Annotated in this window: 29 protein-coding genes; 5 read left to right on the forward strand and 24 right to left on the reverse strand. The window is 52.0% G+C overall.

All coding sequences use genetic code 11. The features are described 5' to 3' along the window. Nucleotides 1-176: 176 nt before the first annotated feature. Nucleotides 177-1,025 carry a posphoenolpyruvate synthetase regulatory kinase/phosphorylase PpsR gene (gene ppsR, locus H8K47_RS08420; RefSeq protein ID WP_186880963.1) on the forward strand — a complete coding sequence of 283 codons (849 nt, stop codon included), beginning with the start codon at nt 177-179 and terminating at the stop codon, nt 1,023-1,025. Between the two features lie 84 nt (nt 1,026-1,109). Here the strand turns inward: ppsR and H8K47_RS08425 are convergent, their stop codons facing one another. The 16 genes from H8K47_RS08425 to H8K47_RS08500 all read right to left on the reverse strand — a co-directional run bounded on the left by H8K47_RS08425 (nt 1,110) and on the right by H8K47_RS08500 (nt 14,266). Continuing rightward, on the reverse strand, nt 1,110-1,895 hold the full coding sequence (locus H8K47_RS08425) for a TrmH family RNA methyltransferase (RefSeq protein ID WP_186880964.1): 786 nt from the start codon (nt 1,893-1,895) through the stop codon (nt 1,110-1,112). After that, on the reverse strand, nt 1,892-2,536 hold the full coding sequence (gene rnhB, locus H8K47_RS08430) for a ribonuclease HII (protein ID WP_186880965.1): 645 nt from the start codon (nt 2,534-2,536) through the stop codon (nt 1,892-1,894). Before rnhB ends, H8K47_RS08425 begins: the two co-directional genes overlap by 4 nt. Nucleotide 2,537: 1 nt before the next feature. After that, nucleotides 2,538-2,792, reverse strand: a complete 255-nt coding sequence (locus H8K47_RS08435) for a glutaredoxin family protein (protein ID WP_186880966.1) — start codon at nt 2,790-2,792, stop codon at nt 2,538-2,540. Nucleotides 2,793-3,056: 264 nt separating this feature from the next. Beyond that, complete coding sequence (locus H8K47_RS08440) at nt 3,057-4,514, reverse strand: DegQ family serine endoprotease (RefSeq protein WP_186880967.1); 1,458 nt, start codon at nt 4,512-4,514, stop codon at nt 3,057-3,059. A 44-nt stretch (nt 4,515-4,558) separates the two neighbouring features. Further along, nucleotides 4,559-5,614, reverse strand: coding sequence for a MucB/RseB C-terminal domain-containing protein (locus H8K47_RS08445; protein ID WP_186880968.1), 1,056 nt, complete (start codon nt 5,612-5,614; stop codon nt 4,559-4,561). 4 nt (nt 5,615-5,618) lie between these two features. Next, nucleotides 5,619-6,269 carry a sigma-E factor negative regulatory protein gene (locus H8K47_RS08450; protein ID WP_186880969.1) on the reverse strand — a complete coding sequence of 217 codons (651 nt, stop codon included), beginning with the start codon at nt 6,267-6,269 and terminating at the stop codon, nt 5,619-5,621. 38 nt (nt 6,270-6,307) lie between these two features. After that, nucleotides 6,308-6,910, reverse strand: coding sequence for an RNA polymerase sigma factor RpoE (rpoE, locus tag H8K47_RS08455; RefSeq protein WP_186880970.1), 603 nt, complete (start codon nt 6,908-6,910; stop codon nt 6,308-6,310). Between the two features lie 99 nt (nt 6,911-7,009). Continuing rightward, entirely contained in the window at nt 7,010-7,501 is a 492-nt protein-coding gene (locus H8K47_RS08460) for a protein YgfX (RefSeq protein ID WP_329604154.1), read from the reverse strand. A 94-nt stretch (nt 7,502-7,595) separates the two neighbouring features. Continuing rightward, on the reverse strand, nt 7,596-8,837 hold the full coding sequence (fabF, locus tag H8K47_RS08465) for a beta-ketoacyl-ACP synthase II (RefSeq protein ID WP_186880972.1): 1,242 nt from the start codon (nt 8,835-8,837) through the stop codon (nt 7,596-7,598). Between the two features lie 34 nt (nt 8,838-8,871). Next, nucleotides 8,872-9,111: an acyl carrier protein gene (gene acpP, locus H8K47_RS08470; RefSeq protein ID WP_162018707.1), complete on the reverse strand. Its 240-nt coding sequence runs from the start codon at nt 9,109-9,111 to the stop codon at nt 8,872-8,874. A gap of 233 nt (nt 9,112-9,344) precedes the next feature. Then, nucleotides 9,345-10,097, reverse strand: coding sequence for a 3-oxoacyl-ACP reductase FabG (gene fabG / locus H8K47_RS08475; protein WP_186880973.1), 753 nt, complete (start codon nt 10,095-10,097; stop codon nt 9,345-9,347). Further along, entirely contained in the window at nt 10,094-11,026 is a 933-nt protein-coding gene (gene fabD, locus H8K47_RS08480) for an ACP S-malonyltransferase (RefSeq protein WP_186880974.1), read from the reverse strand. Before fabD ends, fabG begins: the two co-directional genes overlap by 4 nt. 98 nt (nt 11,027-11,124) lie before the next feature. After that, nucleotides 11,125-12,111, reverse strand: coding sequence for a beta-ketoacyl-ACP synthase III (locus H8K47_RS08485; protein WP_186880975.1), 987 nt, complete (start codon nt 12,109-12,111; stop codon nt 11,125-11,127). Next, nucleotides 12,108-13,184 (reverse strand): phosphate acyltransferase PlsX, encoded by a 1,077-nt coding sequence (gene plsX, locus H8K47_RS08490; protein WP_186880976.1) that lies wholly within the window; start codon nt 13,182-13,184, stop codon nt 12,108-12,110. The genes H8K47_RS08485 and plsX overlap by 4 nt, the downstream gene beginning before the upstream one ends. A 248-nt stretch (nt 13,185-13,432) precedes the next feature. Beyond that, on the reverse strand, nt 13,433-13,615 hold the full coding sequence (gene rpmF, locus H8K47_RS08495; RefSeq protein WP_162018712.1) for a 50S ribosomal protein L32: 183 nt from the start codon (nt 13,613-13,615) through the stop codon (nt 13,433-13,435). Between the two features lie 138 nt (nt 13,616-13,753). Continuing rightward, the gene (locus H8K47_RS08500; protein ID WP_329604155.1) at nt 13,754-14,266 is read right to left on the reverse strand and encodes a YceD family protein; all 513 of its coding nucleotides are present in this window, start codon (nt 14,264-14,266) and stop codon (nt 13,754-13,756) included. A gap of 197 nt (nt 14,267-14,463) precedes the next feature. Here H8K47_RS08500 and H8K47_RS08505 point away from each other — a divergent pair, with 197 nt between their 5' ends. The 3 genes from H8K47_RS08505 (at nt 14,464) to H8K47_RS08515 (ending at nt 17,180) form a co-directional block, all read left to right on the forward strand. Continuing rightward, nucleotides 14,464-15,060 carry a Maf family nucleotide pyrophosphatase gene (locus H8K47_RS08505; protein ID WP_186880978.1) on the forward strand — a complete coding sequence of 199 codons (597 nt, stop codon included), beginning with the start codon at nt 14,464-14,466 and terminating at the stop codon, nt 15,058-15,060. Between the two features lie 63 nt (nt 15,061-15,123). Further along, nucleotides 15,124-15,882, forward strand: a complete 759-nt coding sequence (locus H8K47_RS08510; protein ID WP_230405159.1) for an SAM-dependent methyltransferase — start codon at nt 15,124-15,126, stop codon at nt 15,880-15,882. Between the two features lie 137 nt (nt 15,883-16,019). Further along, the gene (locus H8K47_RS08515; protein WP_186880979.1) at nt 16,020-17,180 is read left to right on the forward strand and encodes an iron-containing alcohol dehydrogenase; all 1,161 of its coding nucleotides are present in this window, start codon (nt 16,020-16,022) and stop codon (nt 17,178-17,180) included. 88 nt (nt 17,181-17,268) lie between these two features. Here H8K47_RS08515 and H8K47_RS08520 read toward each other — a convergent pair whose 3' ends face one another. The 8 genes from H8K47_RS08520 to ispD all read right to left on the reverse strand — a co-directional run bounded on the left by H8K47_RS08520 (nt 17,269) and on the right by ispD (nt 23,082). Beyond that, a complete protein-coding gene (locus tag H8K47_RS08520) occupies nt 17,269-18,495 on the reverse strand; it encodes a hypothetical protein (protein ID WP_186880980.1) in 1,227 nt (408 codons plus the stop codon). Between the two features lie 431 nt (nt 18,496-18,926). Further along, the gene (locus H8K47_RS08525) at nt 18,927-19,685 is read right to left on the reverse strand and encodes a hypothetical protein (RefSeq protein WP_186880981.1); all 759 of its coding nucleotides are present in this window, start codon (nt 19,683-19,685) and stop codon (nt 18,927-18,929) included. 12 nt (nt 19,686-19,697) lie between these two features. After that, nucleotides 19,698-20,294 (reverse strand): hypothetical protein, encoded by a 597-nt coding sequence (locus tag H8K47_RS08530; RefSeq protein ID WP_186880982.1) that lies wholly within the window; start codon nt 20,292-20,294, stop codon nt 19,698-19,700. After that, complete coding sequence (locus H8K47_RS08535) at nt 20,291-20,569, reverse strand: DnaJ domain-containing protein (protein WP_162018720.1); 279 nt, start codon at nt 20,567-20,569, stop codon at nt 20,291-20,293. The genes H8K47_RS08530 and H8K47_RS08535 overlap by 4 nt, the downstream gene beginning before the upstream one ends. A 184-nt stretch (nt 20,570-20,753) precedes the next feature. Then, the gene (locus tag H8K47_RS08540; RefSeq protein ID WP_212681355.1) at nt 20,754-21,278 is read right to left on the reverse strand and encodes an FKBP-type peptidyl-prolyl cis-trans isomerase; all 525 of its coding nucleotides are present in this window, start codon (nt 21,276-21,278) and stop codon (nt 20,754-20,756) included. 161 nt (nt 21,279-21,439) lie between these two features. Beyond that, nucleotides 21,440-21,712, reverse strand: coding sequence for a DUF4404 family protein (locus H8K47_RS08545; RefSeq protein WP_186880983.1), 273 nt, complete (start codon nt 21,710-21,712; stop codon nt 21,440-21,442). Between the two features lie 65 nt (nt 21,713-21,777). Further along, on the reverse strand, nt 21,778-22,281 hold the full coding sequence (gene ispF / locus H8K47_RS08550) for a 2-C-methyl-D-erythritol 2,4-cyclodiphosphate synthase (protein WP_186880984.1): 504 nt from the start codon (nt 22,279-22,281) through the stop codon (nt 21,778-21,780). 72 nt (nt 22,282-22,353) lie between these two features. Next, nucleotides 22,354-23,082, reverse strand: a complete 729-nt coding sequence (gene ispD, locus H8K47_RS08555; protein ID WP_186880985.1) for a 2-C-methyl-D-erythritol 4-phosphate cytidylyltransferase — start codon at nt 23,080-23,082, stop codon at nt 22,354-22,356. 215 nt (nt 23,083-23,297) lie between these two features. Here ispD and mfd point away from each other — a divergent pair, with 215 nt between their 5' ends. Beyond that, nucleotides 23,298-26,729 carry a transcription-repair coupling factor gene (mfd, locus tag H8K47_RS08560; protein ID WP_186880986.1) on the forward strand — a complete coding sequence of 1,144 codons (3,432 nt, stop codon included), beginning with the start codon at nt 23,298-23,300 and terminating at the stop codon, nt 26,727-26,729.

The raw sequence follows: 26,729 nt of genomic DNA on the forward strand, positions 1-26,729 counted from the left end.
TTCGTGTCTGGCCTAATTTTTGTTATTCTGGTCACCAGTCACGAAACACATGCTATTTCAGCATTTTACATGCTGTGCTGCAAAATGGATCGCTGCTGCACAATATATTGGAATGATATATTGACACGCAAGCAGAAAATTTTTTTCACCTACAGCATTCTTAATGCATAGAGCTCATGAGCGAATCCGACGTCAACAATAACCCTATTGCCAACCGCACCGTTTTCTTTGTCTCAGATGGAACTGGTATTACCGCAGAGACCTTCGGCCATTCTGTGCTGACTCAGTTTGATCTCAAATTCAGACAAATCCGGCTGCCTTTTGTAGATACCCTGGATAAAGCCCATGAGGCCTTGCGTCGCATCAATGACGCCTACACGACCGAAGGCAATCGTCCCATCGTTTTCTCTACCCTGGTCAAGACCGAACTGGCAAATGTTGTTTTTCAATCCAAGGGTTTGCACATGGATCTGATCCAGACCTTCGTGTCGCCGCTGGAACAGGAACTGGGGATCAAATCCACCCATACCATAGGTCGTAGCCACAATATCGCCGATACCGAGGAATATAAGAACCGTATTGAAGCGATCAATTTCTCGCTCGCGCATGATGATGGTCAGTCAAATAAGAATCTGTCCACCGCAGATGTGATACTGGTGGGTGTGTCACGCTCAGGAAAAACACCAACCAGCCTGTATCTGGCGATGCAGTATGGGATTAAGGCGGCAAATTATCCCCTGATACCGGACGATTTTGAACGCGGCAAACTGCCTTCGGTGCTGCCTGAATTTAAGTCCAAAATGTTTGGATTAAGTATTGCGCCGGAACGTCTGAGTGAGATCCGCAATGAGCGCCGGCCAGGCAGTAAATATGCATCGCTGGAAAACTGCCGCTACGAAGTGAATGAAGCAGAAGCGATGATGAAACGCGAAGGCATACGCTGGCTGTCCTCAACGGCTAAGTCGATTGAGGAAATCTCCACGACGATCCTGCAAGAAATTAAAGCCGATGTGCGCGTCTATTAACTGAGCGCAGATTTAGAATCACTAAGGGCTGAACGCGATGCGAGTTCAGCCCTTAGTGATTTTGAACGTTTTTTTCAAGGCTTTTTAAGTTAGCTGTTGTCTGACCTGCTCAAAAAAACAAATCGCAGCGCTGGCAGCCACATTCAGAGACTCTATTGCCGCCTGTTGCGGGATGGTCACAGTCTGGGTGGCCTTTGCCATCAATGCCGCAGACACCCCCTGCCCTTCATGGCCGAACATCCAAACCACAGGCTGGTTTAAAGTGGATTGGTAAATGGTGGTCTTAGTATGGGAACTGGTGGCCAGCACCGGGATCTTGCTGCGGTTCAGGACCTCGACCAGATCGCAATTCTCATAAATATGCAGTAAAAAATGTGCGCCCATGCCAGCCCGCATCACCTTAGGCGACCAGGCAGACACCGTGCCGTTGCTGCAAAATACATGACGGATACCGGCAGCTGCCGCACTGCGCAGTATCGAGCCCAGATTGCCGGGGTCTTGCAAACCATCGAGTACCACGGCCGTTTCTGTGAGTGCCGCGGGCACGGCACGCGCCGGAGTAGGCACGACGAACAGGATGCCGACGCCGTGCTCAACCTGACTCAGCGTCTCATACAAGGCATCCGGCAGACAGATTTTCTGCGCAGCATCGAGCAGGCTGGCGCTGACCAGCTGATTGACTTCCGTGTTCGCCAAAGCCGATTCAGAGACGACACAAATCTCTGGTGCACCCAACTGCTGACTGTAGGCCTGACACAAATGCACCCCATCGAGTAAGGTCCTGCCTGCCTTGCGGCGTGCCTGCGCCTGCGTCGCCAGCTGTCTGAGTTCTTTGAAAAGCGGATTATCCCGCGAGGTAATATGTTTCATGCTAACAAAGCCTTGACTGGCCCAAATGATTTTCTGTGTACCGGTGTGACGCCGTGCTGCTGCAAACGTGCCAGATGCAATGCAGTCGGATAGCCCTTGTGCTGATCGAAGCCGTAATCCGGATACAACTGATGCAGATCTAACAAGGCATGATCTCTGGCAGTTTTAGCCAGGATAGACGCGGCCGATATCGCCGGAACTTTGTCGTCGCCCTTGACGATGGCTTCTGAGCGCACCGCCATCACTGGACAGCGATTGCCATCGATCAGTGCCAGCTCAGGGGTAATGCTGAGTTGTTCAATCGCACGGCGCATCGCCAGCATGGTCGCTTGTAAAATATTGAGCTGGTCGATTTCCTCGACTGAGCTTTCCGCAATCGCCCACGCCAGTGCTTTTTCCTTGATTTCTACCGCCAGCGCATCTCTTTGCGCTTCGCTAAGCTTTTTGGAATCACGCAAACCGCTGATCGGCCGCGCCGGATCCAATATCACCGCTGCTGCCACCACGCTGCCAGCCAGTGGCCCGCGACCAGCTTCGTCGACGCCACAAATCAGTAAATCATCATGGCTGAATAGCGCCAGCGTTTGCTGCAACACTGTATCGCCCTGTACTTCCTGTGGCGCCTGCTTCTTTTTGGCCATCTTAAACCTTTGCAAAAAACTGCCTGAGCGCCACTTCATCGAGGTGGTAATGACAGATGCGCTGTGCGTCACCGCCCGGATGACGCCCGACCAGTACGGGCACCAGTTCGTCGTACAGACTCAACAGTTCGTCATCCGCGTCAACATCCAGCACATCCACGGTAAAAGGATATTGCTGGGAGTAGCTGTTTAATTGGGTCAGCATGTCATCACACAGGTGACAATAGCTGCGTGAATAGAGGGTGAATGCGATCATATCGCGCTGCCTGCAGTCAGTAAGCTAAAAACTGGCATTATAAATGCCGATCAGCAAAATACTGGCATATTTTATGTCTGCGGCGTACTTCACAGCACTGTACACTGAGGTTTGATGCGGTTCTCAAAGCAAAAACTGGCCAGAAGGCGCGCCAAACCTGGAGATTCAGAAAAACAGCGTCAACCCACAAGCCACTCAAAATAAAAAAACTGCCCACTTTAGGGGCAGCTTAGGAACAACTTAAGGTCAGCGCAACAGTTTGCTTTACTGCGCTTGCGGGCGTATCAGCACAAACTGCGATGCGTTTTCGCGCCTCACCAATAACACGGCAGGTTTTTTCGGGTCCAGCTTGGCCAGCATCGCATTGAATTGCTTGGTATCTTTCACGTCTATCTGATTCAGCGACAGTATCAGATCGCCAGGACGCAGACCAACGGCTGCCGCAGCACCATCAACGGACTCGATCACCACCCCCCCTGCAGGCAAGGCTTTCTTTTGTGCTTCATTCAAGTCAGCGACGTATACGCCGAGTAAATTGCTCAGCTCTTTCTTTTGCTTTTTGTCCGCTTTTTGCGCGACCTTGTCCGCATCACGCTCTGCCACGACCAGCGTCAGTTCTTTGATCGCATTTTTACGCCAGACACTCATGCTGACTTTGGTGCCAGGACGGGTAGCACCTACTGCCCTGAGCAATTCAGCACGGCTTTCGATATTTTGACCATTGAATTTCAATACCACGTCACCATCCTGTACACCGGCTTTTTCAGCTGGAGAACCTGACTCAACCGCAGCAATCGGTACGCCCTGCGCTTTTGGCAGGCCTAAGCTTTCTGCGATTTCTTTCGACATTTCGCCCATCTGCACACCGATACGACCACGCGATACACGGCCATGCTGCTTAAGCTGCTCAGCCACACGCATTGCCTCATCAATTGGGATAGCAAAGGAAATCCCCATGTAACCACCGGAGCGGCTATAAATCTGCGAGTTAATGCCGATGACTTCACCGCGCATATTAATCAGCGGGCCACCGGAATTGCCAGGATTCACAGCCACATCCGTCTGTATCAATGGCACATAGTCGCCGGTATCACGTGCTTTGGCAGAGATGATACCTGCTGTGACGGTATTCTCCAGATCGAATGGGGAACCAATCGCAATCACCCATTCACCTGCCTTGATTTTGTCAGAATCACCGATGGTGATCTTAGGCAGCTTACTCGCCTCAATTTTCAGTACCGCGACGTCGGTACCCTTATCACTACCGACTACCTTAGCCTTGAATTCGCGTTTATCCGTCAGTTTGACATAGACTTCTGACGCACCATCCACCACGTGTGCATTGGTCAGCACATAGCCATCAGCAGAAACGATGAAACCGGAGCCAACTCCGCGCGGCACTTCTTCTTCCTGTGGAGCCTGCTTACGATTGCGTGGTGCCGGTGTTTGCTTAGGAATCGGCATGCCAAAGAAGCGGCGGAAAAATTCCAGCTGCTCGTCATCTGCACCTTGTTGCTGACTGATTTTTTCTGTGGTGCGAATGTTCACAACAGCCGGGCCGGATTTTTCAACCAACTCAGTAAAATCCGGCAATCCGACAGGTGCAGCAGCCATTGCAACTGGGGTCAGTTGCATGAAGGTGGGGGCAACAAAGCCCATACAGGCACTCACTACTAAAGTGGACACCATTTTTTTAACTGGAGACAGTGTTTGTGCTTTCATAGTTAGTCAACTTCCTTTGTTTATTACGTATTAGCTATCACGTATTACTTGTTTGCTTTCAGCTCGATCGAATTCATGACCTGTCGAATCGCACTGACTGGCACTTCGCCTACCACGGTCAGCCAGTATTCGCCCTGACGTTTGCCCATGATAGTCATCGCGCCCTGTTGCAGACTACCTTCCGTCCTTCCCTCGCTATAAGGCTCGATAAAAACAGACATGGCAGCCAGTCCATCAGAAAACATCATTTGTATCACCTGATGCGATTTCGCTGTTTTGTTCGCTGCGGCGTTAGCCGAGGCACTGCCAGCATTGCCAGAGGCAGAGGCGTTATTCGCATTGGCCGGCGATGGAATGACGCGTTTCAATTCCTTGGTTTTAGTAAAACCTGCAGGCAAAGCCTTAACAACCCAGCCAGACTGTATATTGGATTGCACCGTCAGATTTTCAATACGCCATTGATTGACATTTGGAAAACTGGGCTTGAGTTTATTCTTGTCGATATCATTGACTTGCAATTGCGTGAATGCGATTTGCTCAATGACTTCATTTTTAGGATTGACCGTCTGTGCACGCAACATCAGTCCAGATGATTTTTCCGCACACAGACGATAACCATAACGAAAGCCATCCTTGGGTTCCAGCGAATAGGTCTGGCATTCAAGGCCTGCAACGCGGCTCATTTCACCTTTACGGATGGTATAAAAATCAGGCAGATACTGGGCATTCTGGGTCAATAAGGCCGGAAAGGACTCCTGACTGACATCTTTCTCCACCTGTATAGTTTTACTATCCGGCAGATAACAGGACACTTCGTCATTTCTGCGTATATATTCGCGTGGCTTACCGTCGAGTATTTCCAGTTTTTCTGTCTCACCGCCCGCATCCAGGTGGTGAGTGATTCTGGAGGTACGGATCTGACTCGCTTGCTGATAAACAAAAGTGCCGGAATAATTCATTTTTTGCGCAGAGGCTTGTATTTTGCGCAGCACGTGCTGAATTTCGCGCTTATCTTCCGCATTCTCAGTGGCAAACACCGAGCTGCTCAGCGTACACAGTAATGCCAGGTTCGCTGCGGTATAGAGACGACGACCAGACATCTTGTTATTTCTCCGCAGCCGGCGTAACGACGTTGGCGCGCGTCACATACTGCGCACCGCTACTGATGGCGGGTGAAAAGCGCTGATGCGCAATCAGGTAACTGTCTATACGCGGATCGCGCAGCATGTCCATTTGATTGCTGTTACCTGTTTTTGCTGCCTGCTCGCTACCATCAATCGCCGACTGAGCTGCCGCGGCAGTTTGTACCCGCGCGGAAGCCAGTTGAATTTCGGGTGTGGCATTCCTTGCTACAGGTGCCTGCTCGCTAACCACGGCAGGCTGCAGGATTTTGGGTGCGATGACCAACGCCAGCATGGCTGCCGCAGCGATGCCGGCAACCCCCGCGTAAGAACGCAACAAGGATTGAGAGAAGCTGCGCTTGGCCGCGTCTGGCTCCCGCTGATGCAGCGCCGGCATCAGCAATACCGGCTCAGACTCAAAGCGTGCGGCAAAACGTGCAGTAAAATCTGCACTCATAGGCTGAGCCAGGTCGTCAGACCGCAGCACATCGCCGATCTGATGATAAATATCCCAGTCCGTCTTATCGTCAGACGCGATCAGTTCAGCGATAGCTGCCTCAAGCTGGGCATCATCGGTTTCACCATCCATCAATGCGGATAAGTTTTCTTGTTGAGTCGTATTTTTCATCATCATTTTCATGGTCCTGCAAAGTATTTCTATCGCTGCCAGGCTTACCAGCGCTGGTCCAGATTGGTTCCCAACATGGGCCGTAAACGCTCGGCAATCGCCTCCCGCGCCCGGAAAATACGGCTTCTGACCGTACCGATCGGACACAACATGACTTCGGCGATCTCGTCGTAACTTAATCCCTCAATCTCACGCAAGGTAATCGCGTTCCTTAATTCTTCCGGCAAAGCCGCCATCGCGGCATTGACCGTTTGTGCAATCTGTTTACTCGCCAGCAAAGATTCAGGCGTATTAATATCGCGCAGACCTTCTGCATCAACAAAGCTTTCTGCCTCTTCCACATCGGCGTCAGTCGAGGTCGGTGCCCGGCGGCCTTGTGTCACCAAATGGTTTTTCGCGGTATTAATCCCGATCCGGTACAGCCAGGTATAAAACGCTGACTCGCCGCGAAAATTCGGCAAAGCACGATACGCCTTGATGAATGCCTCCTGCACCACATCCTCTGCTTCCGCCTGATCGTAGACGAGCCGGGACACGAGCCGCATTAGTTTCCTTTGGTATTTGGAAACCAGAAGCTCAAATGCCTTTTTATCTCCACGCTGCACGCGTTCGACCAGCAATTGGTCTATCTCGCGCTCTGTCGTCACTCAATCATCCCTATTCTTCTTCTGAACAGCTGGTATTTATCCCGGTCTCTTGCCGTACACACGGAATTTTTCCCGTTTTATGCCCCAATAGAGTCGCTTTCATTCAGGGAAGTTCCCGGATTTCATGACTTTCCTGATTTCTTTTTGCTGAAACTGCTGCAAACTGATCAGCGCACGCCTCAGGTCCCGCCGGACTGCTACAGGTGCGGAATCTGGCATCAGCAAAAAATATAGTTTAGAACCATCCTCACGCACAAATTCCAGCGCCGCCAGATGACTCCAAAACAGAGATGCAGGCCCCAGCGTACAGACCTGAGCAGGCGACCAGGCAGGCGCACGCCAGACATGCAGCAGACACAGTCCATCGCTGCTTACGATGACGCGCAAAGTTCGCTGGGTCCGCCACCAGTGCCAAATCTGACGAGCGAGCAAGATACCTGAAATCACTGTCAGTGCAACCATCCATGGCCAAGGGCTATTGATAATTAACAATGAATAACAAACACTAAAACAGGTACCGACTGCCATAATCAGCACAAATACCAACAAAGCGCGAGAGGGCCTCAGATCAGCAAGCACAGATGACGGCATCAGCCCGCTCCCCTAAATGAAAAAAGCACTTCATTCCCGAAGAAATGAAGTGCTTTTATGCAGATGCTTTGCATCAGTCAGATGTATGAGGCAATCAGACTTTTGCAAAGATCAGCGTGCCGTTCGTTCCACCAAAACCAAACGAATTTTTCATCGCGTAATCAATCTTGACATCTCTCGCTACGTTGGCGCAGTAGTCGAGATCACATTCAGGATCCTGATTAAAGATGTTGATTGTTGGCGGTGAAATCTGATGATGCACAGCCAGTACCGAGAAAACAGATTCCAGACCACCCGCACCACCGAGTAAATGCCCGGTCATGGATTTGGTGGAATTGACTGTCAGCTTGTAGGCATGATCACCATAAGCAGCCTTGATCGCATCTGTTTCGTTTTTATCACCCAGAGGCGTCGATGTGCCATGCGCATTCAGATATTGAATCTGATCCGCATTCAGGCCGGCATTTTTCAATGCATTGACCATACTGCGGCGCGGGCCATCCATGCTTGGAGAAGTGATATGGTAGGCATCACCACTCATACCGAAGCCAACGACTTCTGCATAAATTTTGGCGCCGCGGGCTTTCGCATGCTCATACTCTTCCAGCATCATGACACCGGCACCTTCACCGAGCACAAAGCCATCGCGGTCTTTGTCCCACGGACGCGATGCCGTTGCCGGATCATCGTTACGTGAAGACAAGGCACGCGCTGACGCGAACCCACCCAATCCCAGCGGGGAAATCGTGGATTCAGCACCACCGGCTATCATTGCGTCTGCATCACCGTATTCAATCATACGGGCAGCAGAACCGATGCAATGCAGACCTGTGGTACAGGCTGTGACGATCGCAAGATTTGGCCCCTTCAGACCATACTTGATCGACAGATGACCGGAAATCATGTTGATAATCGAGGCTGGCACAAAGAAAGGACTGATGCGACGTGGACCACGTTCAATCAGCGTTTCCTTGGTTTCTTCTATCATAGGCAAGCCGCCGATACCAGAACCCACAATAACGCCGACACGATCAGCATTTTCTTCTGTGACAGTGAATCCACTATCCTGAAACGCCTGCATCCCGGCAGCAATACCGAAATGGATGAAGGTATCCATGTTACGGGCTTCTTTTGCCGGCAGATATTCCTCGACATTGAAGCCTTTCACTTCTCCCGCGAAATGCGTAGAAAAGGGAGTTGCATCAAATTTGGTGATCGTGGCAATACCTGACTGACCAGCCTTGACGGCATCCCAGGCACTGGAAATTGTATTACCTACTGGAGAAATACATCCCAGACCGGTTACCACGACACGACGTTTAAGCGTACGACTCAAGCGCTTCTCCTGGATTTAAAAACGGGGTAATGAATTACGCCTTGAGGTGTGCAGTTGCGTAATCAATCGCTTGTTGCACTGTTGTGATTTTTTCAGCTTGCTCGTCAGGGATTTCCATTTCGAATTCGTCTTCGAGCGCCATCACCAGTTCAACTGTATCCAGGGAATCTGCACCCAGATCATCAACGAAAGAGGATTCGTTTTTGATGTCAGCTTCAGCGACGCCCAGTTGTTCAGCGACGATTTTCTTAACGCGTTGTTCGATATCGGACATGTGTATCTCCAGTGAAAAAATCAAAAATAAGGGCCTACAGAAAGTGCGCGCATTTTAGCAGGTTTGTAGACAAAAAATGCAAGACCCAATTTATTTAGTCATAACTCCGCTTAAAATCGGTGAAATGTCTAACTTTTACCAACAAACTACCAGATACCTACGCAAAGCCGTTCCAAACTAAATTGACAGTAAACAATCAAGTCAGTCGAATCCGGCTATGCCGGCATCCTTTTTTAAGCCAGGTACATCCCGCCATTTACGTGCAGGGTGGTACCGGTAATATATCCGGCATCAGGTGAAGCCAGGAATACAGTCGCGGCGGCGATATCTTCGGGACGGCCAAGTTTCGCCATCGGAATCTGCACCAAGATCGCTGCTTTTTGCTCATCGCTGAGCGCCTTAGTCATATCAGTATCAATGAAACCAGGCGCAATACAGTTAACCGTGATATTGCGGCTGCCTATCTCACGCGCCAATGCACGACTCATGCCAGCCACACCGGCTTTAGCTGCAGCATAGTTCATCTGCCCCGGATTGCCGGAAGAACCGACCACGGAGGTGATATTAATAATACGACCATGCTTGGCTTTCATCATGCCGCGCAATACGGCGCGCGACAAGCGTGCGACTGAATTCAGATTGGTGGTGATCACATTATCCCAATCCTCTTCTTTCATACGCATCGCCAGCTGATCTTGAGTAATCCCCGCATTATTCACGAGTATGGACAGACTGCCGAACTCTTTTTGAATTTCTTCAACCAGGCCGGAGCAGCGTTCTACGTCGTTCACATTAAAGGCAACGCCCATACCCGCTTCAGGACTGATTTCAGCGAGGTAGGCAGAAATTGCCTGCGCACCGGATTCCGTGGTTGCAGTGCCAATCACTTTGGCACCGGCCTGCGCCAGCGCAACTGCAATTGCCTTACCGATGCCACGTGATGCGCCTGTGACCAGCGCGACTTGATTTGTTAATGCTTGAGTCATTTTAATAATTCCAAGACTTTTTCTAAACTTGCCTGATCAAAAATAGCTTCGCCGACCAATTCACCCTGTATGCGCTTAGTCAAACCGCTCAATACTTTACCCGGACCGCATTCAATCACATGACTGATGCCAGACTGGTGCATGGCCTGCACCGTTTCCACCCAACGCACCGGACTCGCGGCCTGGCGCACCAGCGCATCTTTGATTGCAGATGGATCGCTGACTATCGCCACATCGACGTTATTAATCAGCGCGATTTGTGGGACAGAAAAATTCAGCTCTGCCATATAAACCTGCAAACGATCCGAAGCTGGCTTCAGCAGCGACGAATGGAATGGTGCAGACACTGGCAGCGGCAATGCACGCTTGGCACCTTTGGCCTTAGCGATTTCACAGGCGCGCTCAACTGCAGCCTTGGAACCCGCAATCACGACTTGCGCCGGCGCATTGAAGTTAACCGCCTCAACCACTTCACCCTGCGCCGCTTCAGAGCAAGCCGCTTTCACATCGTCGTCACTCAGACCCAGGATCGCTGCCATGCCACCCTGGCCAACCGGTACTGCCTCTTGCATTGCCTGTGCGCGGAAACGCACCAGTGGCACAGCATCTTTAAAAGCAATCACACCCGCAGCCACCAACGCAGAATACTCACCCAAACTATGACCTGCCACCAGGCGTGGCACGGCACCACCAGCCGCGATCCAGGCGCGATAGCAGGCTACCGCCGCAGTCAGCATTACAGGTTGCGTATTGGTCGTCAGGTCCAGTGCTTCTTTCGGGCCCTCCGCGATCAACTTACCCAGGTCAAATCCCAGTGCGTCTGAGGCTTCCGCAACGGTTGCCTGCACCACAGGATTATCAGCAAAGCCATTGAGCATGCCGATAGCCTGAGAACCCTGACCGGGAAAAACAAATGCAAATTGGGTCATTTTTCTAAGTCTCTCTTTATCGAATAACAGAAATGAATTTCTTCCTTAACACTGCACCATGCTGCCGGCTCTGCATGCACTCAGGCAGCAAGCACGTCTTACATCTGTACGATTGCCGCGCCCCAGGTAAAGCCACCACCCACACCTTCCAGCAAGACTTTATGCCCAGGCTGCACGCGACCATCACGCACGGCCAGATCCAGCGCCAGCGGGATCGAGGCCGCCGAGGTATTCCCATGCTGATCCACCGTAACAACCAGCTTCTCCAGCGGCAGGCGCATTTTCTTTGCGGTGCTTTGCATGATACGGATATTGGCCTGATGCGGGATCAGCCAGTCGATATCACTGGCTTGCAGTCCAGCCAGTTCCAGCGCCTCATTCGCCACTTTCTCCAGTACCGTCACCGCCAGCTTAAATACCGCCTGACCATCCATGTGCAAATAGGCACTGCCAGCCAATACGCCCTGCTCTACATTCCCCGGCACGCACAGGATATCCTGATGACTGCCATCTGCATGCAGCTTAGTTGCCAGCACACCTGGCGCTTCCGAGCGTGACATCACCACTGCGCCCGCACCATCACCAAACAATACGCAAGTAGTACGGTCTTCAAAATTCAAAATACGCGAAAAAACTTCAGCACCAATCACCAGTACGTTTTTGTGGGCACCGGATTTAATCATGCTATCGGCTACCGCCATTGCATACATAAATCCACTGCACACCGCCTGCACGTCCATCGCCGCCGCACCGTTCAGTATCCCCAGCTTGTTCTGCACCACACAAGCTGTACTTGGGAATCCACCGAGAAAATCGGGGGTCGATGTGGCAAGGATAATCATGTCGATATCCGAAGCAGTCATGTGTGCTGCTTCCAGCGCACGTTTTGCCGCTTCGACGCCCAGATCGCTGGCTTTTACACCAGGTTCTGCGTAATGGCGGGAGGCGATGCCGCTGCGGGAAAAAATCCAGTCATGCGATGTTTCTATCCCTTTAGCGGCAAGCTGCTCTGCCAACTCATGATTACTGACTGCTTTAGGCGGCAGATAACTGCCAGTACCGATAATTTTGCTGAAAAAAGTCATGCGGTTTTTTGTACCAGTGGTTCGTTATATTCAGACGAAGCCGGGTCTGCCACCGGCATCAGTTTCGCCATCGAAGTCGAGATACGGGTGAGCACATCATTTTTTGCAGCGTCAAACGCCCGCTGTATCGCCCACTCGTAACTGTATTTATCCGCACTGCCATGACTCTTAAATACCAGACCGCGCAGACCCAGCAGGCTGCCGCCGTTGTAATTCGAGGGATTCATGGTACGTGAGATAGATTTCAATGCGCCACGTGCAATCAATGCACCCAGCATATTGAGGGGATTGCTCTTAAATGCGTCGGTCAGGGTGGTTTTTACAAAACGCCCCATGCCTTCCGCTGCTTTCAGGGTCACATTACCAACGAAGCCATCGCAAACCACGATATCGGTAGTACCCTTAAAGATGTCATTGCCTTCCACGTTGCCATAGAAGTTCAGCAGACCACGCTCATGGTCGGCGCGTAGCAAAATCGCGGTTTTTTTGACCACGTCATTGCCTTTAATATCTTCTTCACCCACGTTCAGTAAGCCTATGGTCGGACGCGCATTGCCTTCCAGCGCTGAAACCAGGGCTGAGCCCATAATCGCAAACTGATGCAAGTGCAAAGGTTCGCAATCGACGTTAGCGCCGAGATCCAGCATATAAGTGGGACGATTTTTTTGATTTGGCAACATGCTGCAGATCGCAGGACGGTCCACGCCCTGCATCGTCTTTAGCACGTAGCGCGAGACTGCCATCAGAGCACCGGTATTGCCGGCGGAGACACAAGCCTGAGCTGCGCCCTCTTTCACCTGAGTCAGCGCGACACGCATAGAAGAATCTTTTTTACGGCGCAGAGCAATCTCGATAGGATCGTCCATCGCGACCACTTCGGACGCATGGATTATCTTCAGACGCGGATGATTGCTCGCATGGTTCTTTTTCAGCTCTTCCTGAACTTCAGATTCCAGGCCAACCAGCAGGAACTCGACATCCGGTTCGCGATTGGCAAAGGCAACAGCTGCTGCCACAGTAACCGCAGGCCCATGATCCCCGCCCATGCAGTCAATGGAAATTTTTATTGTCATGTAGTATTACGCAACTTCAAGCCGAAACGCCTAGTGTATCAAATTAGAGGACTATTTCAGTTATTTTCATTGCTAATTTGCAAGTATTTAATAAAAAAACCGGCAAAACAAGGCTTTTACCGGCACCGGTGCTGCAAAATTTTCAAGAAAACCCGTTCAAGCGCATGCATCCCAGAAAATTTTGCCCATAAAAAAAGCGGCGCCAAGTTCTAGACTTGTCACGCCGCTCTTTTTACCAAGAAAACGAATTATTCGTCGTTCTTAGTTTTCAATACTTTACGACCACGGTAAAAGCCGTTAGGGCTGATGTGGTGACGCAGATGTGTCTCACCAGTTGTTGGCTCGATACCCAACTGTGGTGCAGTCAGGAAATCGTGGGAACGGTGCATGCCACGCTTGGATGGGGACTTTTTATTTTGCTGAACTGCCATGATAACTCCTAATACTTCAAAAAATGTTTCTAAAAATTTACACACCTGGCTAAAGAATGCGCACATCGCAATGCGAACATCGCCAACCAAGAATCCCTAACAATACTTCGACCTGAGTGTTTTTTCAGAATAATGCCACTAGGTACGCCCATTTATTGTCTTCAGCACGGCAAACGGCGATTCTTTTTTACCGACTTCTGCGTCAATCCCTGCAGTAGGTTTTGCTGAAGCCAACGATACATCCGGGCATACTGCATGTTTGGGCGATTGGGGTATTGCCAGCAGCGCCTCATCCTCTATCAAATCCATGATATTGAACGTTTTACTGCCTACTACAACATCGACCTCGTCATCTTCTAGCAATGCCTCAATTTCATCAGCATTTTCTTCGTTTTTGGCGAGTATCAATACAGACTCTGAATCTATCTCATATGCAAACGGTACCAGACAGCGCTGGCAAATCAGATTCACATTACCAGTCACATCCAGTATCAGGCGAGGATGCCCCAGCTGATCCTTACCACCTGTCAGAGACCAATTCAGACTCCCTTCGGTGCCTGCACATTCCTCAGCCAGACGGGGTAAATCTGCGACCAGTATGCTTCCAGAACGCTGCTCTTCGAGCCGGCAAAACGTGAAAGCGTCAATCACAAAAGCTTGCATAGGATTATTTGAACCCAGAAAACCTGCGATAATAACAGCACTTGCGCTTCTTAGTCAAAGGTCAGGCCGATTTTTTTCAGAAAAATCATATGCTTGCAGTGCATTTTTTCTGTTCAGCACGCGAGCCAAGCCTGACCCGGTATCAGCGCAGCATCCCTGACACTTCTCAACGCCAGCCAACAACGATGATAAACCCGACAATTATACTGGCTTCCAGCTCTGCTTACCGCAAAGAATTACTATCCAGACTGCAACTACCCTTTCTGAGTATCTCCCCTGACATTGATGAGTCCCCCAAACCCGGAGAAAGTCCGGCCGATACTGCCCTACGCCTGGCGCAGCAAAAAGCAGCCGCCATCGCGCAATTGCATCCCGATTCCTTAGTAATCGGTTCAGATCAAGTTGCTACGCTGGATGATTTGCAAATCGGAAAACCGGGCAACCATGCCAATGCGCTCAAACAATTGCAATTGATGCGAGGGCGTGAAGTGATTTTCCATACCGCACTATGCCTGCTCGACAGCAGACAGCAGGCGCCCCAGCCTTTACAATTGCGCAATGTACAGACCAGAGTACAGTTCCGTGATCTCAGCGATGCAGAACTGGATGCCTACCTGCACCTGGAACAGCCTTACGACTGCGCAGGCAGCGCTAAGAATGAAGCCCTGGGCATCAGCATCCTGTCCGCGATCCATAGCGATGATCCGACCGCATTGACTGGCCTGCCGCTGATCGCGCTCACGGATATGCTGAGGCATGCCGGCGTACGCTTCTTTCGCTGAACGCTGCACGCTGCAAACCCGCTGACTCCCGAATACCCAAATTTCCAAAGAATACTCACCCTTATGATGAAAACCGGCACCTTATTTTTGATTCCCAATACCTTGGGTCTGTGCGAGACACAACAAACCAGCCTGCTGAGCACCATCATTCCAGACGCGGTACAGCAAATGTCGTCGCAACTCGGCTATCTGGTCGCAGAAAATGCCAAAACCACGCGCGCCTATCTCAAATTCCTGTCCCAGCAGCATCCTTTGCGACTGGCCATGCAGGAAATTCAGATTCAGGAATTGAATATCAATACCCCGGCGCAGGCATTAGAAGGCTTATTGCAGCCCCTGCTGCAAGGGCACGATGTGGGCCTGATTTCTGAAGCCGGTGTGCCTGCCGTGGCCGATCCGGGCGCCAATCTGGTCAGACTGGCGCATAGCAAGGGCATTGCGGTGCGCCCACTGGTCGGTCCGTCTTCGCTATTACTGGCATTGATGGGCAGCGGCCTCAACGGTCAGAGTTTCGCGTTTCACGGCTATCTGCCGACCGATGCCGCACTGCGTGCCAAACGCATTAAGGAACTCGAAGACCGTTCACGCAAGGAAAAACAAACGCAGTTGCTGATAGAAACGCCTTACCGCAACGCAGCCATGCTGGAAGCACTGGCAACGCAATGCCAACCGTCCACCCTGATCTGTGTCGCGACCGATCTGACACTGGCCAGCGAAGCGATACGCACGCTGACTGCCGCGGAATGGAAGAAGAAATTAGCAGCCAGCCAGGCACCGGATTTCCATAAAAAGCCGACGGTATTTCTGTTCCTCGCCACATAAAAACGCACGACCGGTTGATTTTTCTAATTTCAGCTAAGATGGATGTTTTTAGGAAATGACGTAAAACAAGTCCGCTGCATCTCAGCGCCACCTGTTTTGCGCCCTCCCCCTACATGCAATCGTTACCGGAGCCATCCATGCTGAATTTTGATTTTTACAATCCTACCCAGATCCTTTTCGGTCAAGGCAAGATTGCTGACCTCGACAAAGTTGTTCCCAAAGAAGCCAAGGTATTAGTGCTATATGGCGGCGGCAGCATCAAGAAAAACGGTGTGTTTGATGAAGTCATGCAAGCCTTAGGGCAGCGCAGTGTGACGGAATTTGCTGGCATAGAACCGAATCCCAGCTACGAAACGTTAATGAAAGCCGTCGCTGTCGCGCGCGAACACGGCATCGACTTTTTGCTCGCGGTTGGCGGCGGCTCTGTCATCGACGGTACTAAATTCGTCGCAGCTGCCGCGTTGTTTGAGGGCGAAGACCCATGGGCGATACTGGAAAAACGCGGCAACAATATCACCCGTGCCCTGCCCTTCGGGAGTGTACTGACCCTGCCGGCTACCGGCTCGGAAATGAACGCCGGCGCTGTCGTCACGCGCCTGTCGCTGCACGCCAAACTGGCATTTTCCAACCGACTCTGCTTCCCACAGTTTTCTGTACTGGACCCAAGTAAAACCTTCAGCCTGCCAGTACGCCAGGTCGGCAATGGTGCAGTTGATGCCTTTGTGCACGTGATGGAACAGTATCTGACTTACCCGGTCAACGCGCCAGTGCAGGACCGCTTTGCAGAAGGTCTGCTGCAGACCCTGATAGAAGAAGGCCCGAAAGCACTCGCCAATCCGGAGGATTATGAAGTACGCGCCAATCTGATGTGGTGTGCCACCATGGCACTGAACGGCGTCATTTCCACCGGCGTGCCGCAAGACTGGGCGACCCATATGATAGGCCACGAACTGACGGCATTGCATGGTCTGGATCATGCGCAAACACTGGCCATTGTGCTGCCAGCCATGCTCAGGATACGCAAAGACGCCAAACGCGCCAAACTGCTGCAGTTTGCTGACAGAGTCTGGGGCCTGCGCGAAGGCGAAGAAGATGCACGCATAGAACAGGCGATCAGCCGCATGCAAGCCTATTTCGAGCAAATGGGCGTCAAAACCCGCCTGCGCGACTATGGCTTAAGTGCAGCCGATATTCCCGCCATCATCAGCGCACTCGAATCGCACCGCATGATCGCGCTGGGTGAAAGACGCGAAGTCACACCCGACATCAGCCGTCAGGTGCTGGAACTGAGCGTATAAGCTTAAACCAGCTCCCTGAAGCAAAACGCCCACTGTTTGATGCAGTGGACGTTTTGCTTACAAGAGGAATGCAACAGTAAGTCAACGCTTAGCGGACGGCACTTTCAATATGGCAGTGCAGACTCAGGAAGCGCAACGCGCCACTGTAATTGCTGTCCCAGTCATCCATCAGATAATTATTGGCTTCCTCGATAAAATTATCCCAATCTTCCAGCAAACCTTCCTGCTTTTCATGAGGTGCTGCCGTTTTAATCCACTGGCTAGCCAGCTCATGTGTAAAACCCCGTTCGCGGAATTTTTTCACGATGCTTTTCGCGTTCTTTTCCGGCAGGCTGGTTTTAGGCGTGACGCCTGCTGCGATGCAGACAAACAAAGTCATGAGCGAGTCCACATCGGTTTTACCCTTGGTCAGACGGGTCCATTCCTTAGAGACCAGTGCATCATACGCCGAGGTATCCTCGATTTCATGATCGCGCAGATAATAGCGATCCTTGAGCGAAAACACCAGCTTATCCAGCGATGCTTTTTTATCTTTAAACAGTGGCAGATCGTGCTCACAGATTTCCTGCACGATGCGCCGCACGAGCGGATGAAACTGCAGCGGCACCTCGGAGATATCCAGCATCTCCATCGCCTGCACGCGTTCTTTCGGGGTCAGGCCGCGTATCGCGTCGACCAGGGTGGCAAATTCCACCTGATTTTCCAGACTGCCATCCTCGCCACCAAACACGGTCACCAACAAAGCACTGCGCACGATACCCACTGCCTCTGCATCCTCATCCTGCAGATAGCTACGCGACAAACCCAGCACTTCACCGAACCAGAAGCCGGCTTCGATTTCCAAGGCATTTTGCTGGCGATGTTCCAAAGCCTGGCGGTAATCCGCCGGATTGTCGCGTAAGGACCAGGCTTCCAGAAAATCCTCGACCTTACCCTTGACCTCGCGTCCCAGCAAGGCGTATTCCGGCATCGCAAACAAGGCCTTGAGTAAACCTGAACCACCACGCGACAAAGTCAGAAACGTATTATCCCGTATCAGTTTGGCTGCAATCTCCAGATCGCCGCCTGAGGTTTCCAGCAAATACAAACTCGCCAGATTCACGATACGCTTACGCGCGAGTTCAATTTCAGGGCGCAGGTATTTACTGCCAAACGCTTCAGCGATCTGCACCATGCCTTTAGGTGCCTCAGTTTCAATCGCCGCGATCTTACTGCTGGTCAGGATGGCGCGTTGCACCCCATAGCGCAAGGCGGTTTCAAAAAACGGACGCTGATCGAGTACCGCAAGCTCAAAATTGCTGCTTATTTCGCTCATGTGGCTTATTTCCTTCAATTCCAGAGGTAACTATCAAAAGCCGCACACAGTCTAGGGCCTGTTAACATTTAAATTGCGAGATGCGTTCAAGCCAAAACGTGGGCTGGCAAGGCGTGTGTCGCAGTCAGGGCTGGTGCCCCTGACAAGACACACAACGCAGTCCAGCGCGCGTTTTGGATTGAACCCGGAGGGAAAGGGGTAAAACAGCCGCATGGCGTTGTTGCATCCCGCTGACAGTGATCACACTGATGCGCGGGCTGCGCCTAGCCCTGCAACTGTTTTACCCCTTTCGCACACGTAATTTAAATGTTAACAGGCCCTAGCTACGCTGTGCACAACTGATGGGCCCATAAAAAATGCAGAAGACGTCATCCGCGCTCTGCATTTCAGGGAGCGGGCCCGCCGCGCGGGCCCTGTCTGCGATCCACCTGTTACAGTGCGGACTCCTCATCGTCATCGTCATCACCATCATCATTGTTTTTCGGCGCTTCTTCAGGCTCCCCCTCAGCGGCAGCCGCTTCCGGATCATCGCTTTGTAAATTCGCCAAATACACTTTGTAACGTGCACGTAATTTCATCAGCACTTCACGGAAAATTTCTGGCAATTCGTAGCGCAGGATATAGGTCACCTGCATCCAGTCATGATCTTCCAGGTTCGCCATATCTAAGGGCGACGCCAAGCCCTCGTTGTCATGGTCGAGGTTCATCAAATCATCTTCACGTGCAGCGGTGCGCTCGCCGTCACCGTATTCGTACAGATCAAAGGTCGCATACTTGTAAAAATGTTCGACCATCTGGGTACGGTCGAGCAGGTAATCGACCAACGCGTCGTAGCCGCCATCCACTTCCGCGATTTCATACAAAAATTCCGCCGGATCAGCACCATCACGGAAAATGACGGAATTGATCATGCCGCGCAATTGCTCATGGGTCTGGTCACCATAACGACGCTCCAGTACCACGGCCTGAGCGAATTGTTCAGGTGTGACCACCAGATTCACCAGTGACTCTTTGGATGCGTCATATTCACGTATCACGGCCAACAAATCCTTGGCAGGCAAATCATCCAGCGCCGCAACCAACGCTTTGTCACCATGGGTTTCCGCGATATTCGCCAGCGCGAATTCAGCGCCGGCGATGTCGCCAGCTAAAATCAAACTCTGCGCTTCAATAACTGCAGGTAAAGTCATACTCAATTTTCCTTAATCTTTACGGTCAAAGCCTTGTTCGGCCAGCCAGTCAGCCCCCGCCTCACCCAAATCATAGTCGTCACCATCATCGCCATCATCACGGCCATGACGTCCATACTGGCCATCAAGATCGCCGTTTTCACGATCTTCAGACTCGTCATCAAGCTCATCATGATCCGTGTCATCAGCCGCATCGGCTGTGCTACCTGCACGTCGGCTCTGCGCGCCACGCATCAGATATTCCAACACGGCGGCGATCACCAGAAAGCGGTCACCGGCAGCTTCGGTTTGCACGACTTTCGCCAATGGCTCAGCCCAGGGTTCCAGCCTGACCGCAGTAGCCAGTGTTTTCCAGGCGGGCAAACTAGCCTGCTCTTTGGCAGTCAGTGCCTCCAGCGCGAGCGGGTTGAGAAAAATAAAACCCTGATGAAAGGCCGAGGCCAGCATTTCTGGATTGCTTTCCATCATAGGCAACAGCAAAGGCAATTGTTCCGCCTTTTCGCGCAAACGCGCCTTCAGAATATTTTTGCCTTCGGAATCAGATTTCAGATCGTCGATTTCAGCCTTATAGACCGCCATCAAATCCTCAAAAAAACGGGACAATTTCACTGCAATACTCCTGATAAATAAGCTTTCCAGATTTCGCTGGCGGTTTCCAGCGGCGAATCCAGCAAATTACGGCGTCGGTTCTCATCATAGGCCGCGCGCTTACTGTCGTCGGTCAGCACATCATAGGCTTCCTTCACCGCATGAAATTTGGCAGGCGCCAGTTCAGAATCATTGCGGTCAGGATGGAATTCCGCCGCTTTCTGGCGGTAAGCTTTTTTGATATCTGCCAGCGTCGCATTCGGCGCGACACCGAGAACAAGGTAATGGTCTGTCATCTGCTCTCTGAGATCGGTAAAAAACAGAGCGGCTGCAGGATTGCAGCCGGTCTAAGTTGGTCTGTTTTGGTCTAAGTTTTGGCAGACCAAAAGCTGGTCAGCCAAGGCACAGTCTGGTATCAGTCCTGATTCATTCAATGGTCCGCACCATGACCTGACCAGGCTACTCCCGACTATACGGCGATCAGTGGTGATGACCACCAACACCGTGCGCATGACCATGTACCACTTCTTCATCGGTCGCAGCACGCACTTCCAGCACTTCGGTATCAAAACGTATAGTCATGCCAGCCAGAGGATGATTGCCGTCGAGCTTGACCACACCTGCATCGATACTCAATACACGGAACTGCATGGTTTCTTCCGTTTCTGGATCGCGTGTTTCAAACATCATGCCAACTTCGATATCCGGCGGGAAGGCACTGATGTCTTCTTCACGCACAAATTCAGGAATCACATCACCAAATCCATCTTCCGGCTGCAACACCACCGAGACTTTATCACCTGCTTGCTTACCCTCTAAAGACGCTTCCACAGCAGGCAAAATATTATCGTAATCACCATGCAAATACACGATAGGTTCACGATTCTGATCGATCAGCTGGCCTTCCATATTAAACATAGAGTAATTCAGGCTAACGACGGTATTGGCTTTGATTTGCATGGCTAAAAAAAGGAAATGAGAGGAAGAACCGGATCTGGTCAGCATTGTGGACATTGCCAGCAAGCTGTCAGAGCGGCACGGGATTGCCAAATTCGTATTTAGTCTGACAATTCCCGGTTAACTGACTCGCTATTGTACCAGAGCCAGCCGCTCAGCTGCAGCCTGTCAATCCGCCAACCCACTCTTGAAGCGCAACGGATGAAGACTTAAACGCCTATTTTCTCCAGCATAGAGCCAATTTCACGCAAGGCAGGTTCCAGTTTGGGATGCTGGGCTGCAAACTTGGCGGATAAGGCCAGCGAACGTTCACTCAGTGCGGCAAATACAGGATCATCGTGCTGACGGTCTGCCTGTAAGACGTGATGGATATCCTGATTCAGATCTTCCAGCATGGATTTCAATTCGTCATCCAGCGCTGCCTGCCCGGATAATTCAGTATGCAATTGACTCAATAACTGTTTTAACTGTTCTCGTTTCATGATCCACTCCGGATTTGAATAATCGGCTCTGTGCTGAGCGCCGGTTCGACTTACGTCATTTCAGTTTAGCTGGCGTCCAGCGGATATACCAGCACCACCGCTTCCGCTGCGATGCCCTCTTGCCGTCCCAGATAGCCTAGCTTCTCATTGGTTTTGGCCTTGATATTGACCTGAGAAACAGGCACCTGCAAATCTTCTGCCACATGCGCAATCATCAGCGGGATATGCGGCGCCATCTTCGGTGCCTGTGCAATGATGGTTGCATCCAGATTACCAACCGCGTAGCCCGCTTCATGCAGACGCTTAACGGCTTCGCGCAATAAGACCCTGGAATCAGCCCCCTTAAAACGCGCATCGGTATCCGGAAAATGACGACCGATATCACCCATGGCCGCAGCACCAAACAGCGCATCAGTTATCGCATGCAGCAAGACATCGGCATCAGAATGGCCCAGCAAACCCAGCGTATGCGGGATATCAACCCCACCGATAATCAGTTTGCGATCCGGCACCAGCGCGTGGCAGTCATAACCTTGCCCGATACGGAAAGGAGGGAGTTTATTCTTCATCAAATCACCTGTAATTTTTTAATACTTACTTGAAATCAGCTCAATTTCAGCTGAAATTCAGCGTTCGCGGGCTCAACCCGGCAGCAGATTCATCAAACGCGCCACCTGTTCCAGATCGGCAGGCTGCGTCACCTTCAGATTGCAGATATCGCCAGCCACCAGCAGCGGCGTATAGCCAGCGGCTTCTACCGCACTGGATTCATCAGTCACTTGCGCAGCCTGATCCAGTGCATCACACAGCAACGCATAACGGAACATCTGCGGTGTTTGCGCCAGCCAGACCTGCTCGCGCGGTATGGTTTCCACCCTGCCTTGCTGATCTGCATGCACACGTTTCACCGTATCCACCACCGGCAATGCCAGCAAACCGCCCACCGCATGTTCACCAACCTGTGTCAGCAAATCCTGCAACAAAGACTGCGTCAGGCCGGGACGCGCGGCATCATGCACCAGCACCCAATCCTGCGCCTGTACGCGACCGTCCGCCGCCAGCGCTGCCAAGCCCTGGCGCACGGTATCGCGCCGGGTGGCACCACCACAGCGCAGCACCGTCAGCTTGTCATGCGCTGCCAAAGCCTGATCAACATACGCATCTTCCGGGCTCACCACCACATAGATATGGCTGACTGGCGAAAAATCCAGGAAGGCATTGACGGTATGCTGCAACAAACTGGCAGCGCCAATTTGCAAATATTGTTTAGGGATATTGCTACCCATACGCGCGCCTACGCCGGCGGCAGGAATCAGGGTGATATAGGCTGGCGAAGAGGACTTGTCGGCGTGTGGACTGGTTTGCTGCATAAAGTCAATTGGCCGCCCGCTGCCGGACGAGCCTTCGTTTATAATTAGGCGCTCATTTTAACCGTGTATGTCTGCCCGGTGACTCGCATAACCAGACTTTAATTTCGGTCTGACCTGACAACCACAGACGAAAAGCACAGCAACTGACCGACCGTTATAACGGCAAGGTGTTTCACCGCACTGTTTATTCACCAAATCAGCCCAATTCAGCCGCAATGTCATTTGATTTCAGCAAAGCCCTAGCAAAACCCGGCCACCGCTACAGCTTACCAGCGCTGCATGGCTCCTCTGACGCCTATGCACTGGCGCAGGCCGCAACCACGTTAAAGGCGGAACAGCGCATGCTGACGGTGTTTGTCGCCCAAGCCGGTGATGCACAACGCCTGCTGGATGAAATCCCATGGTTCAATCCGGAATTGCGCTGCCACCTGCTGCCCGACTGGGAAACCCTGCCGTACGACGCGTTTTCGCCGCATCAGGATCTCGTATCGGAACGACTGGCCAGCCTGCATGAAATTCAGAATGGCCGCTGTGATGTGTTGCTGGCCCCCGCCAGCACCGCCTTGCTGCGTATGGCGCCACCATCCTTTCTGGCCGCTTATACCTTTTTCTTTAAAAAAGGCGATACGCTGGATGAAGCCAAACTCAAAACCCAGCTCACGCTGGCAGGCTACAACCATGTGAATCAGGTGATGTCACCCGGTGAGTACTCGGTACGCGGCGGACTGATCGATTTATTCCCCATGGGTTCCGCACTGCCCTACCGGCTGGATTTGTTTGGTGACAGCATAGAAAGCATCAAGACCTTTGATGCTGACACCCAGCGCTCTATCTTCCCGGTACCCGAAGTGCGCTTGCTGCCGGGGCGCGAATTCCCTATGGATGAACCGGCGCGTGCTGCTTTCCGCAGCCGCTGGCGCGAACAATTTGAGGGCGATCCTTCACGCAGCGCGATCTACAAAGACATCGGCAATGGCATTGCATCAGCCGGCATCGAATACTATCTGCCCCTGTTTTTTGAAGAAACAGCCACGTTATTTGATTACCTGCCAGCGCAACCGTATTTCGCTTTACTGGGCGATGTCGACGAAGCGATCAAACGCTTCTGGACCGATACCCGCTCACGCTATCAGTTCCTGAAGGCGGACCGCGAGCGCCCGGTCTTGCCACCGGAAAGCGTCTTTCTGCGCGACGAAGATTTTTTCAGCCTGCTGAAAACCCAGGCACGCTGGGTGTTACCAGCAACGGACAAGGCCACGCCTGCCTCCGAAATCAGTGCCTTCCTGCCTGATATCGCTGTCAATCGTCGCGCGGATGATCCGCTGACCAATCTGCGTGCATTTTTAATGCAGACCGATAAGCGGGTCATGATCTGTGCTGAAACGGCAGGCCGACGCGAGACCCTGCAACAGTATTTCAATGAATTTGATATCGCACTGACTTTGTGTGATGGTTATACCGATTTCATCACCGGCGGCGCGCGCCTGATGTTGGGCGTCGCCCCTTTGCATGCCGGCTTTATGCTGGCCGAAGACATCGCCTTTATCACCGAGGCCGAGCTATACGCAGGCAGCGGCAAACGCATAGGCAGAAAAAAACAGGAAGCAGTGACCCAGGTCGAGCATATGGTGCGCGATCTGTCCGAACTCAAAATCGGCGACCCTGTGGTGCATAGCAACCACGGTATCGGGCGCTACATGGGCTTAATCAGCATGGATCTGGGGGAAGGTGAAACCGAATTCCTGCACTTGGAATATGCCAAGGAAACCAAGCTATATGTGCCGGTCGCACAATTGCATGTGATTTCGCGCTATTCCGGCGCTTCGCCGGAAGACGCACCGCTGCATAGCCTGGGTTCCGGGCAGTGGGAGAAAGCCAAACGCAAAGCAGCCCAGCAGATACGCGATACCGCAGCTGAATTGCTGAACCTGTATGCGCGCAGAGCCACCCGCCAAGGGCATGCATTTGAATTCTCAGCCAGAGATTACGAAAGCTTCGCTGAGAGTTTCGGCTTTGAAGAAACCCCTGATCAGGCGGCTGCGATCAATGCCGTGATCGCGGATATGACCTCAGGCAAGCCGATGGACAGGCTGATCTGCGGCGATGTGGGCTTCGGTAAAACGGAAGTCGCACTGCGTGCGGCCTTCGTTGCGGTCATGGGTGGCAAGCAGGTCGCAATCCTGGCGCCGACTACCCTGCTGGCAGAACAACATGCACAGACTTTCGCCGACCGCTTCGCTAACTGGCCAGTACGTATCGCCGAATTATCACGCTTCCGTACCGGCAAAGAAGTCAGTCTGGCCATCAAAGGCATGGGCGATGGCACCGTCGATATCGTGATCGGGACCCATAAACTGCTGTCAGATGATGTGAAGTTTTCAAGGCTGGGACTGGTCATCATCGACGAAGAACACCGCTTTGGCGTGCGTCAGAAAGAAGCGCTGAAAGCCTTGCGCGCCGAGGTTGATGTGCTCACGCTGACAGCCACGCCTATCCCACGTACGCTGGGAATGGCACTGGAAGGCTTGCGTGACTTTTCGATTATCGCCACCGCACCGCAAAAACGGCTGGCCATCAAAACCTTTGTACGCAGTGAAGATGATTCCGTGATCCGGGAAGCCTGCCTGCGCGAACTCAAGCGCGGTGGTCAGGTCTATTTCCTGCACAATGAAGTGGAAACCATACAGAACCGTAAAGCCATGCTGGAAGCCTTACTGCCAGAAGCGCGGGTGGTGATTGCGCATGGTCAGATGCATGAACGCGATCTGGAAAAAGTGATGCGTGATTTCGTGGCGCAGCGCTTTAATATTCTGCTGTGTACCACGATTATCGAAACCGGTATTGACGTCCCCAGTGCGAATACTATCCTCATGCATCGCGCCGATAAATTCGGTCTGGCTCAGTTGCATCAGCTACGTGGACGGGTTGGCCGTTCACACCATCAGGCCTATGCCTATTTGCTGGTCCATGACGTACAGGGTCTGACTAAGCAGGCTAACCGCAGGCTGGAAGCGATTCAGCAAATGGAAGAACTGGGCAGCGGCTTCTATCTTGCGATGCATGATCTGGAAATTCGTGGTGCCGGCGAAGTGCTGGGCGATAACCAGTCCGGCGAAATGCATGAAATTGGCTTCCAGATGTACTCAGACATGCTCAATGAAGCGGTCCGTTCGCTGAAAAACGGCAAGGAGCCCGATCTGGCTGCACCTTTGCAAAGCACCACAGAAATCAATCTGCATATACCGGCGCTGTTACCCAACGAATTCTGCGGCGATGTCCATGAGCGCCTGTCTATCTACAAGCGCCTGGCCAATTGCAGCAAACCGGCTGCGATTGATGATCTACAAGAAGAATTAATCGACCGCTTTGGCAAATTGCCTGAGCAGGTCAAGTCCCTGCTGGAAACCCATCGTTTACGCGTTGCTGCCAAGCCGCTGGGCATTATCAAAATTGATGCCCACAGCGAAGCTGCCACTTTGCAATTTGAGCCGCAGCCACCGATAGATGGCATGCGCATCATCGAACTGGTACAAAAGAACAAGCACATCCGCTTGAATGGACAGGATAAATTGCGCATCACCGCCAACATGCCTGATCTTGCCAGCCGCGTAAATCATATTAAACAGACTCTGAAAGCCCTGCATTAA

This window comes from Cognatundibacterium rugosum, from assembly GCF_014284365.1.
GTDB classification, from domain to species: domain Bacteria; phylum Pseudomonadota; class Gammaproteobacteria; order Burkholderiales; family Burkholderiaceae_D; genus Undibacterium; species Undibacterium rugosum.

Bases quoted from the DNA above. Each gene is read 5' to 3' on its own strand.
- ppsR (WP_186880963.1), top strand. From the start codon at position 177: ATGAGCGAATCCGACGTCAACAATAACCCTATTGCCAACCGCACCGTT.
- H8K47_RS08425 (WP_186880964.1), bottom strand. From the start codon at position 1,895: ATGAAACATATTACCTCGCGGGATAATCCGCTTTTCAAAGAACTCAGA.
- rnhB (WP_186880965.1), bottom strand. From the start codon at position 2,536: ATGGCCAAAAAGAAGCAGGCGCCACAGGAAGTACAGGGCGATACAGTG.
- H8K47_RS08435 (WP_186880966.1), bottom strand. From the start codon at position 2,792: ATGATCGCATTCACCCTCTATTCACGCAGCTATTGTCACCTGTGTGAT.
- H8K47_RS08440 (WP_186880967.1), bottom strand. From the start codon at position 4,514: ATGAAAGCACAAACACTGTCTCCAGTTAAAAAAATGGTGTCCACTTTA.
- H8K47_RS08445 (WP_186880968.1), bottom strand. From the start codon at position 5,614: ATGTCTGGTCGTCGTCTCTATACCGCAGCGAACCTGGCATTACTGTGT.
- H8K47_RS08450 (WP_186880969.1), bottom strand. From the start codon at position 6,269: ATGATGATGAAAAATACGACTCAACAAGAAAACTTATCCGCATTGATG.
- H8K47_RS08460 (WP_329604154.1), bottom strand. From the start codon at position 7,501: ATGCCGTCATCTGTGCTTGCTGATCTGAGGCCCTCTCGCGCTTTGTTG.
- acpP (WP_162018707.1), bottom strand. From the start codon at position 9,111: ATGTCCGATATCGAACAACGCGTTAAGAAAATCGTCGCTGAACAACTG.
- fabG (WP_186880973.1), bottom strand. From the start codon at position 10,097: ATGACTCAAGCATTAACAAATCAAGTCGCGCTGGTCACAGGCGCATCA.
- fabD (WP_186880974.1), bottom strand. From the start codon at position 11,026: ATGACCCAATTTGCATTTGTTTTTCCCGGTCAGGGTTCTCAGGCTATC.
- H8K47_RS08485 (WP_186880975.1), bottom strand. From the start codon at position 12,111: ATGACTTTTTTCAGCAAAATTATCGGTACTGGCAGTTATCTGCCGCCT.
- plsX (WP_186880976.1), bottom strand. From the start codon at position 13,184: ATGACAATAAAAATTTCCATTGACTGCATGGGCGGGGATCATGGGCCT.
- rpmF (WP_162018712.1), bottom strand. From the start codon at position 13,615: ATGGCAGTTCAGCAAAATAAAAAGTCCCCATCCAAGCGTGGCATGCAC.
- H8K47_RS08505 (WP_186880978.1), top strand. From the start codon at position 14,464: ATGATAAACCCGACAATTATACTGGCTTCCAGCTCTGCTTACCGCAAA.
- H8K47_RS08510 (WP_230405159.1), top strand. From the start codon at position 15,124: ATGATGAAAACCGGCACCTTATTTTTGATTCCCAATACCTTGGGTCTG.
- H8K47_RS08515 (WP_186880979.1), top strand. From the start codon at position 16,020: ATGCTGAATTTTGATTTTTACAATCCTACCCAGATCCTTTTCGGTCAA.
- H8K47_RS08520 (WP_186880980.1), bottom strand. From the start codon at position 18,495: ATGAGCGAAATAAGCAGCAATTTTGAGCTTGCGGTACTCGATCAGCGT.
- H8K47_RS08525 (WP_186880981.1), bottom strand. From the start codon at position 19,685: ATGACTTTACCTGCAGTTATTGAAGCGCAGAGTTTGATTTTAGCTGGC.
- H8K47_RS08535 (WP_162018720.1), bottom strand. From the start codon at position 20,569: ATGACAGACCATTACCTTGTTCTCGGTGTCGCGCCGAATGCGACGCTG.
- H8K47_RS08540 (WP_212681355.1), bottom strand. From the start codon at position 21,278: ATGCTGACCAGATCCGGTTCTTCCTCTCATTTCCTTTTTTTAGCCATG.
- H8K47_RS08545 (WP_186880983.1), bottom strand. From the start codon at position 21,712: ATGAAACGAGAACAGTTAAAACAGTTATTGAGTCAATTGCATACTGAA.
- ispF (WP_186880984.1), bottom strand. From the start codon at position 22,281: ATGAAGAATAAACTCCCTCCTTTCCGTATCGGGCAAGGTTATGACTGC.
- ispD (WP_186880985.1), bottom strand. From the start codon at position 23,082: ATGCAGCAAACCAGTCCACACGCCGACAAGTCCTCTTCGCCAGCCTAT.
- mfd (WP_186880986.1), top strand. From the start codon at position 23,298: ATGTCATTTGATTTCAGCAAAGCCCTAGCAAAACCCGGCCACCGCTAC.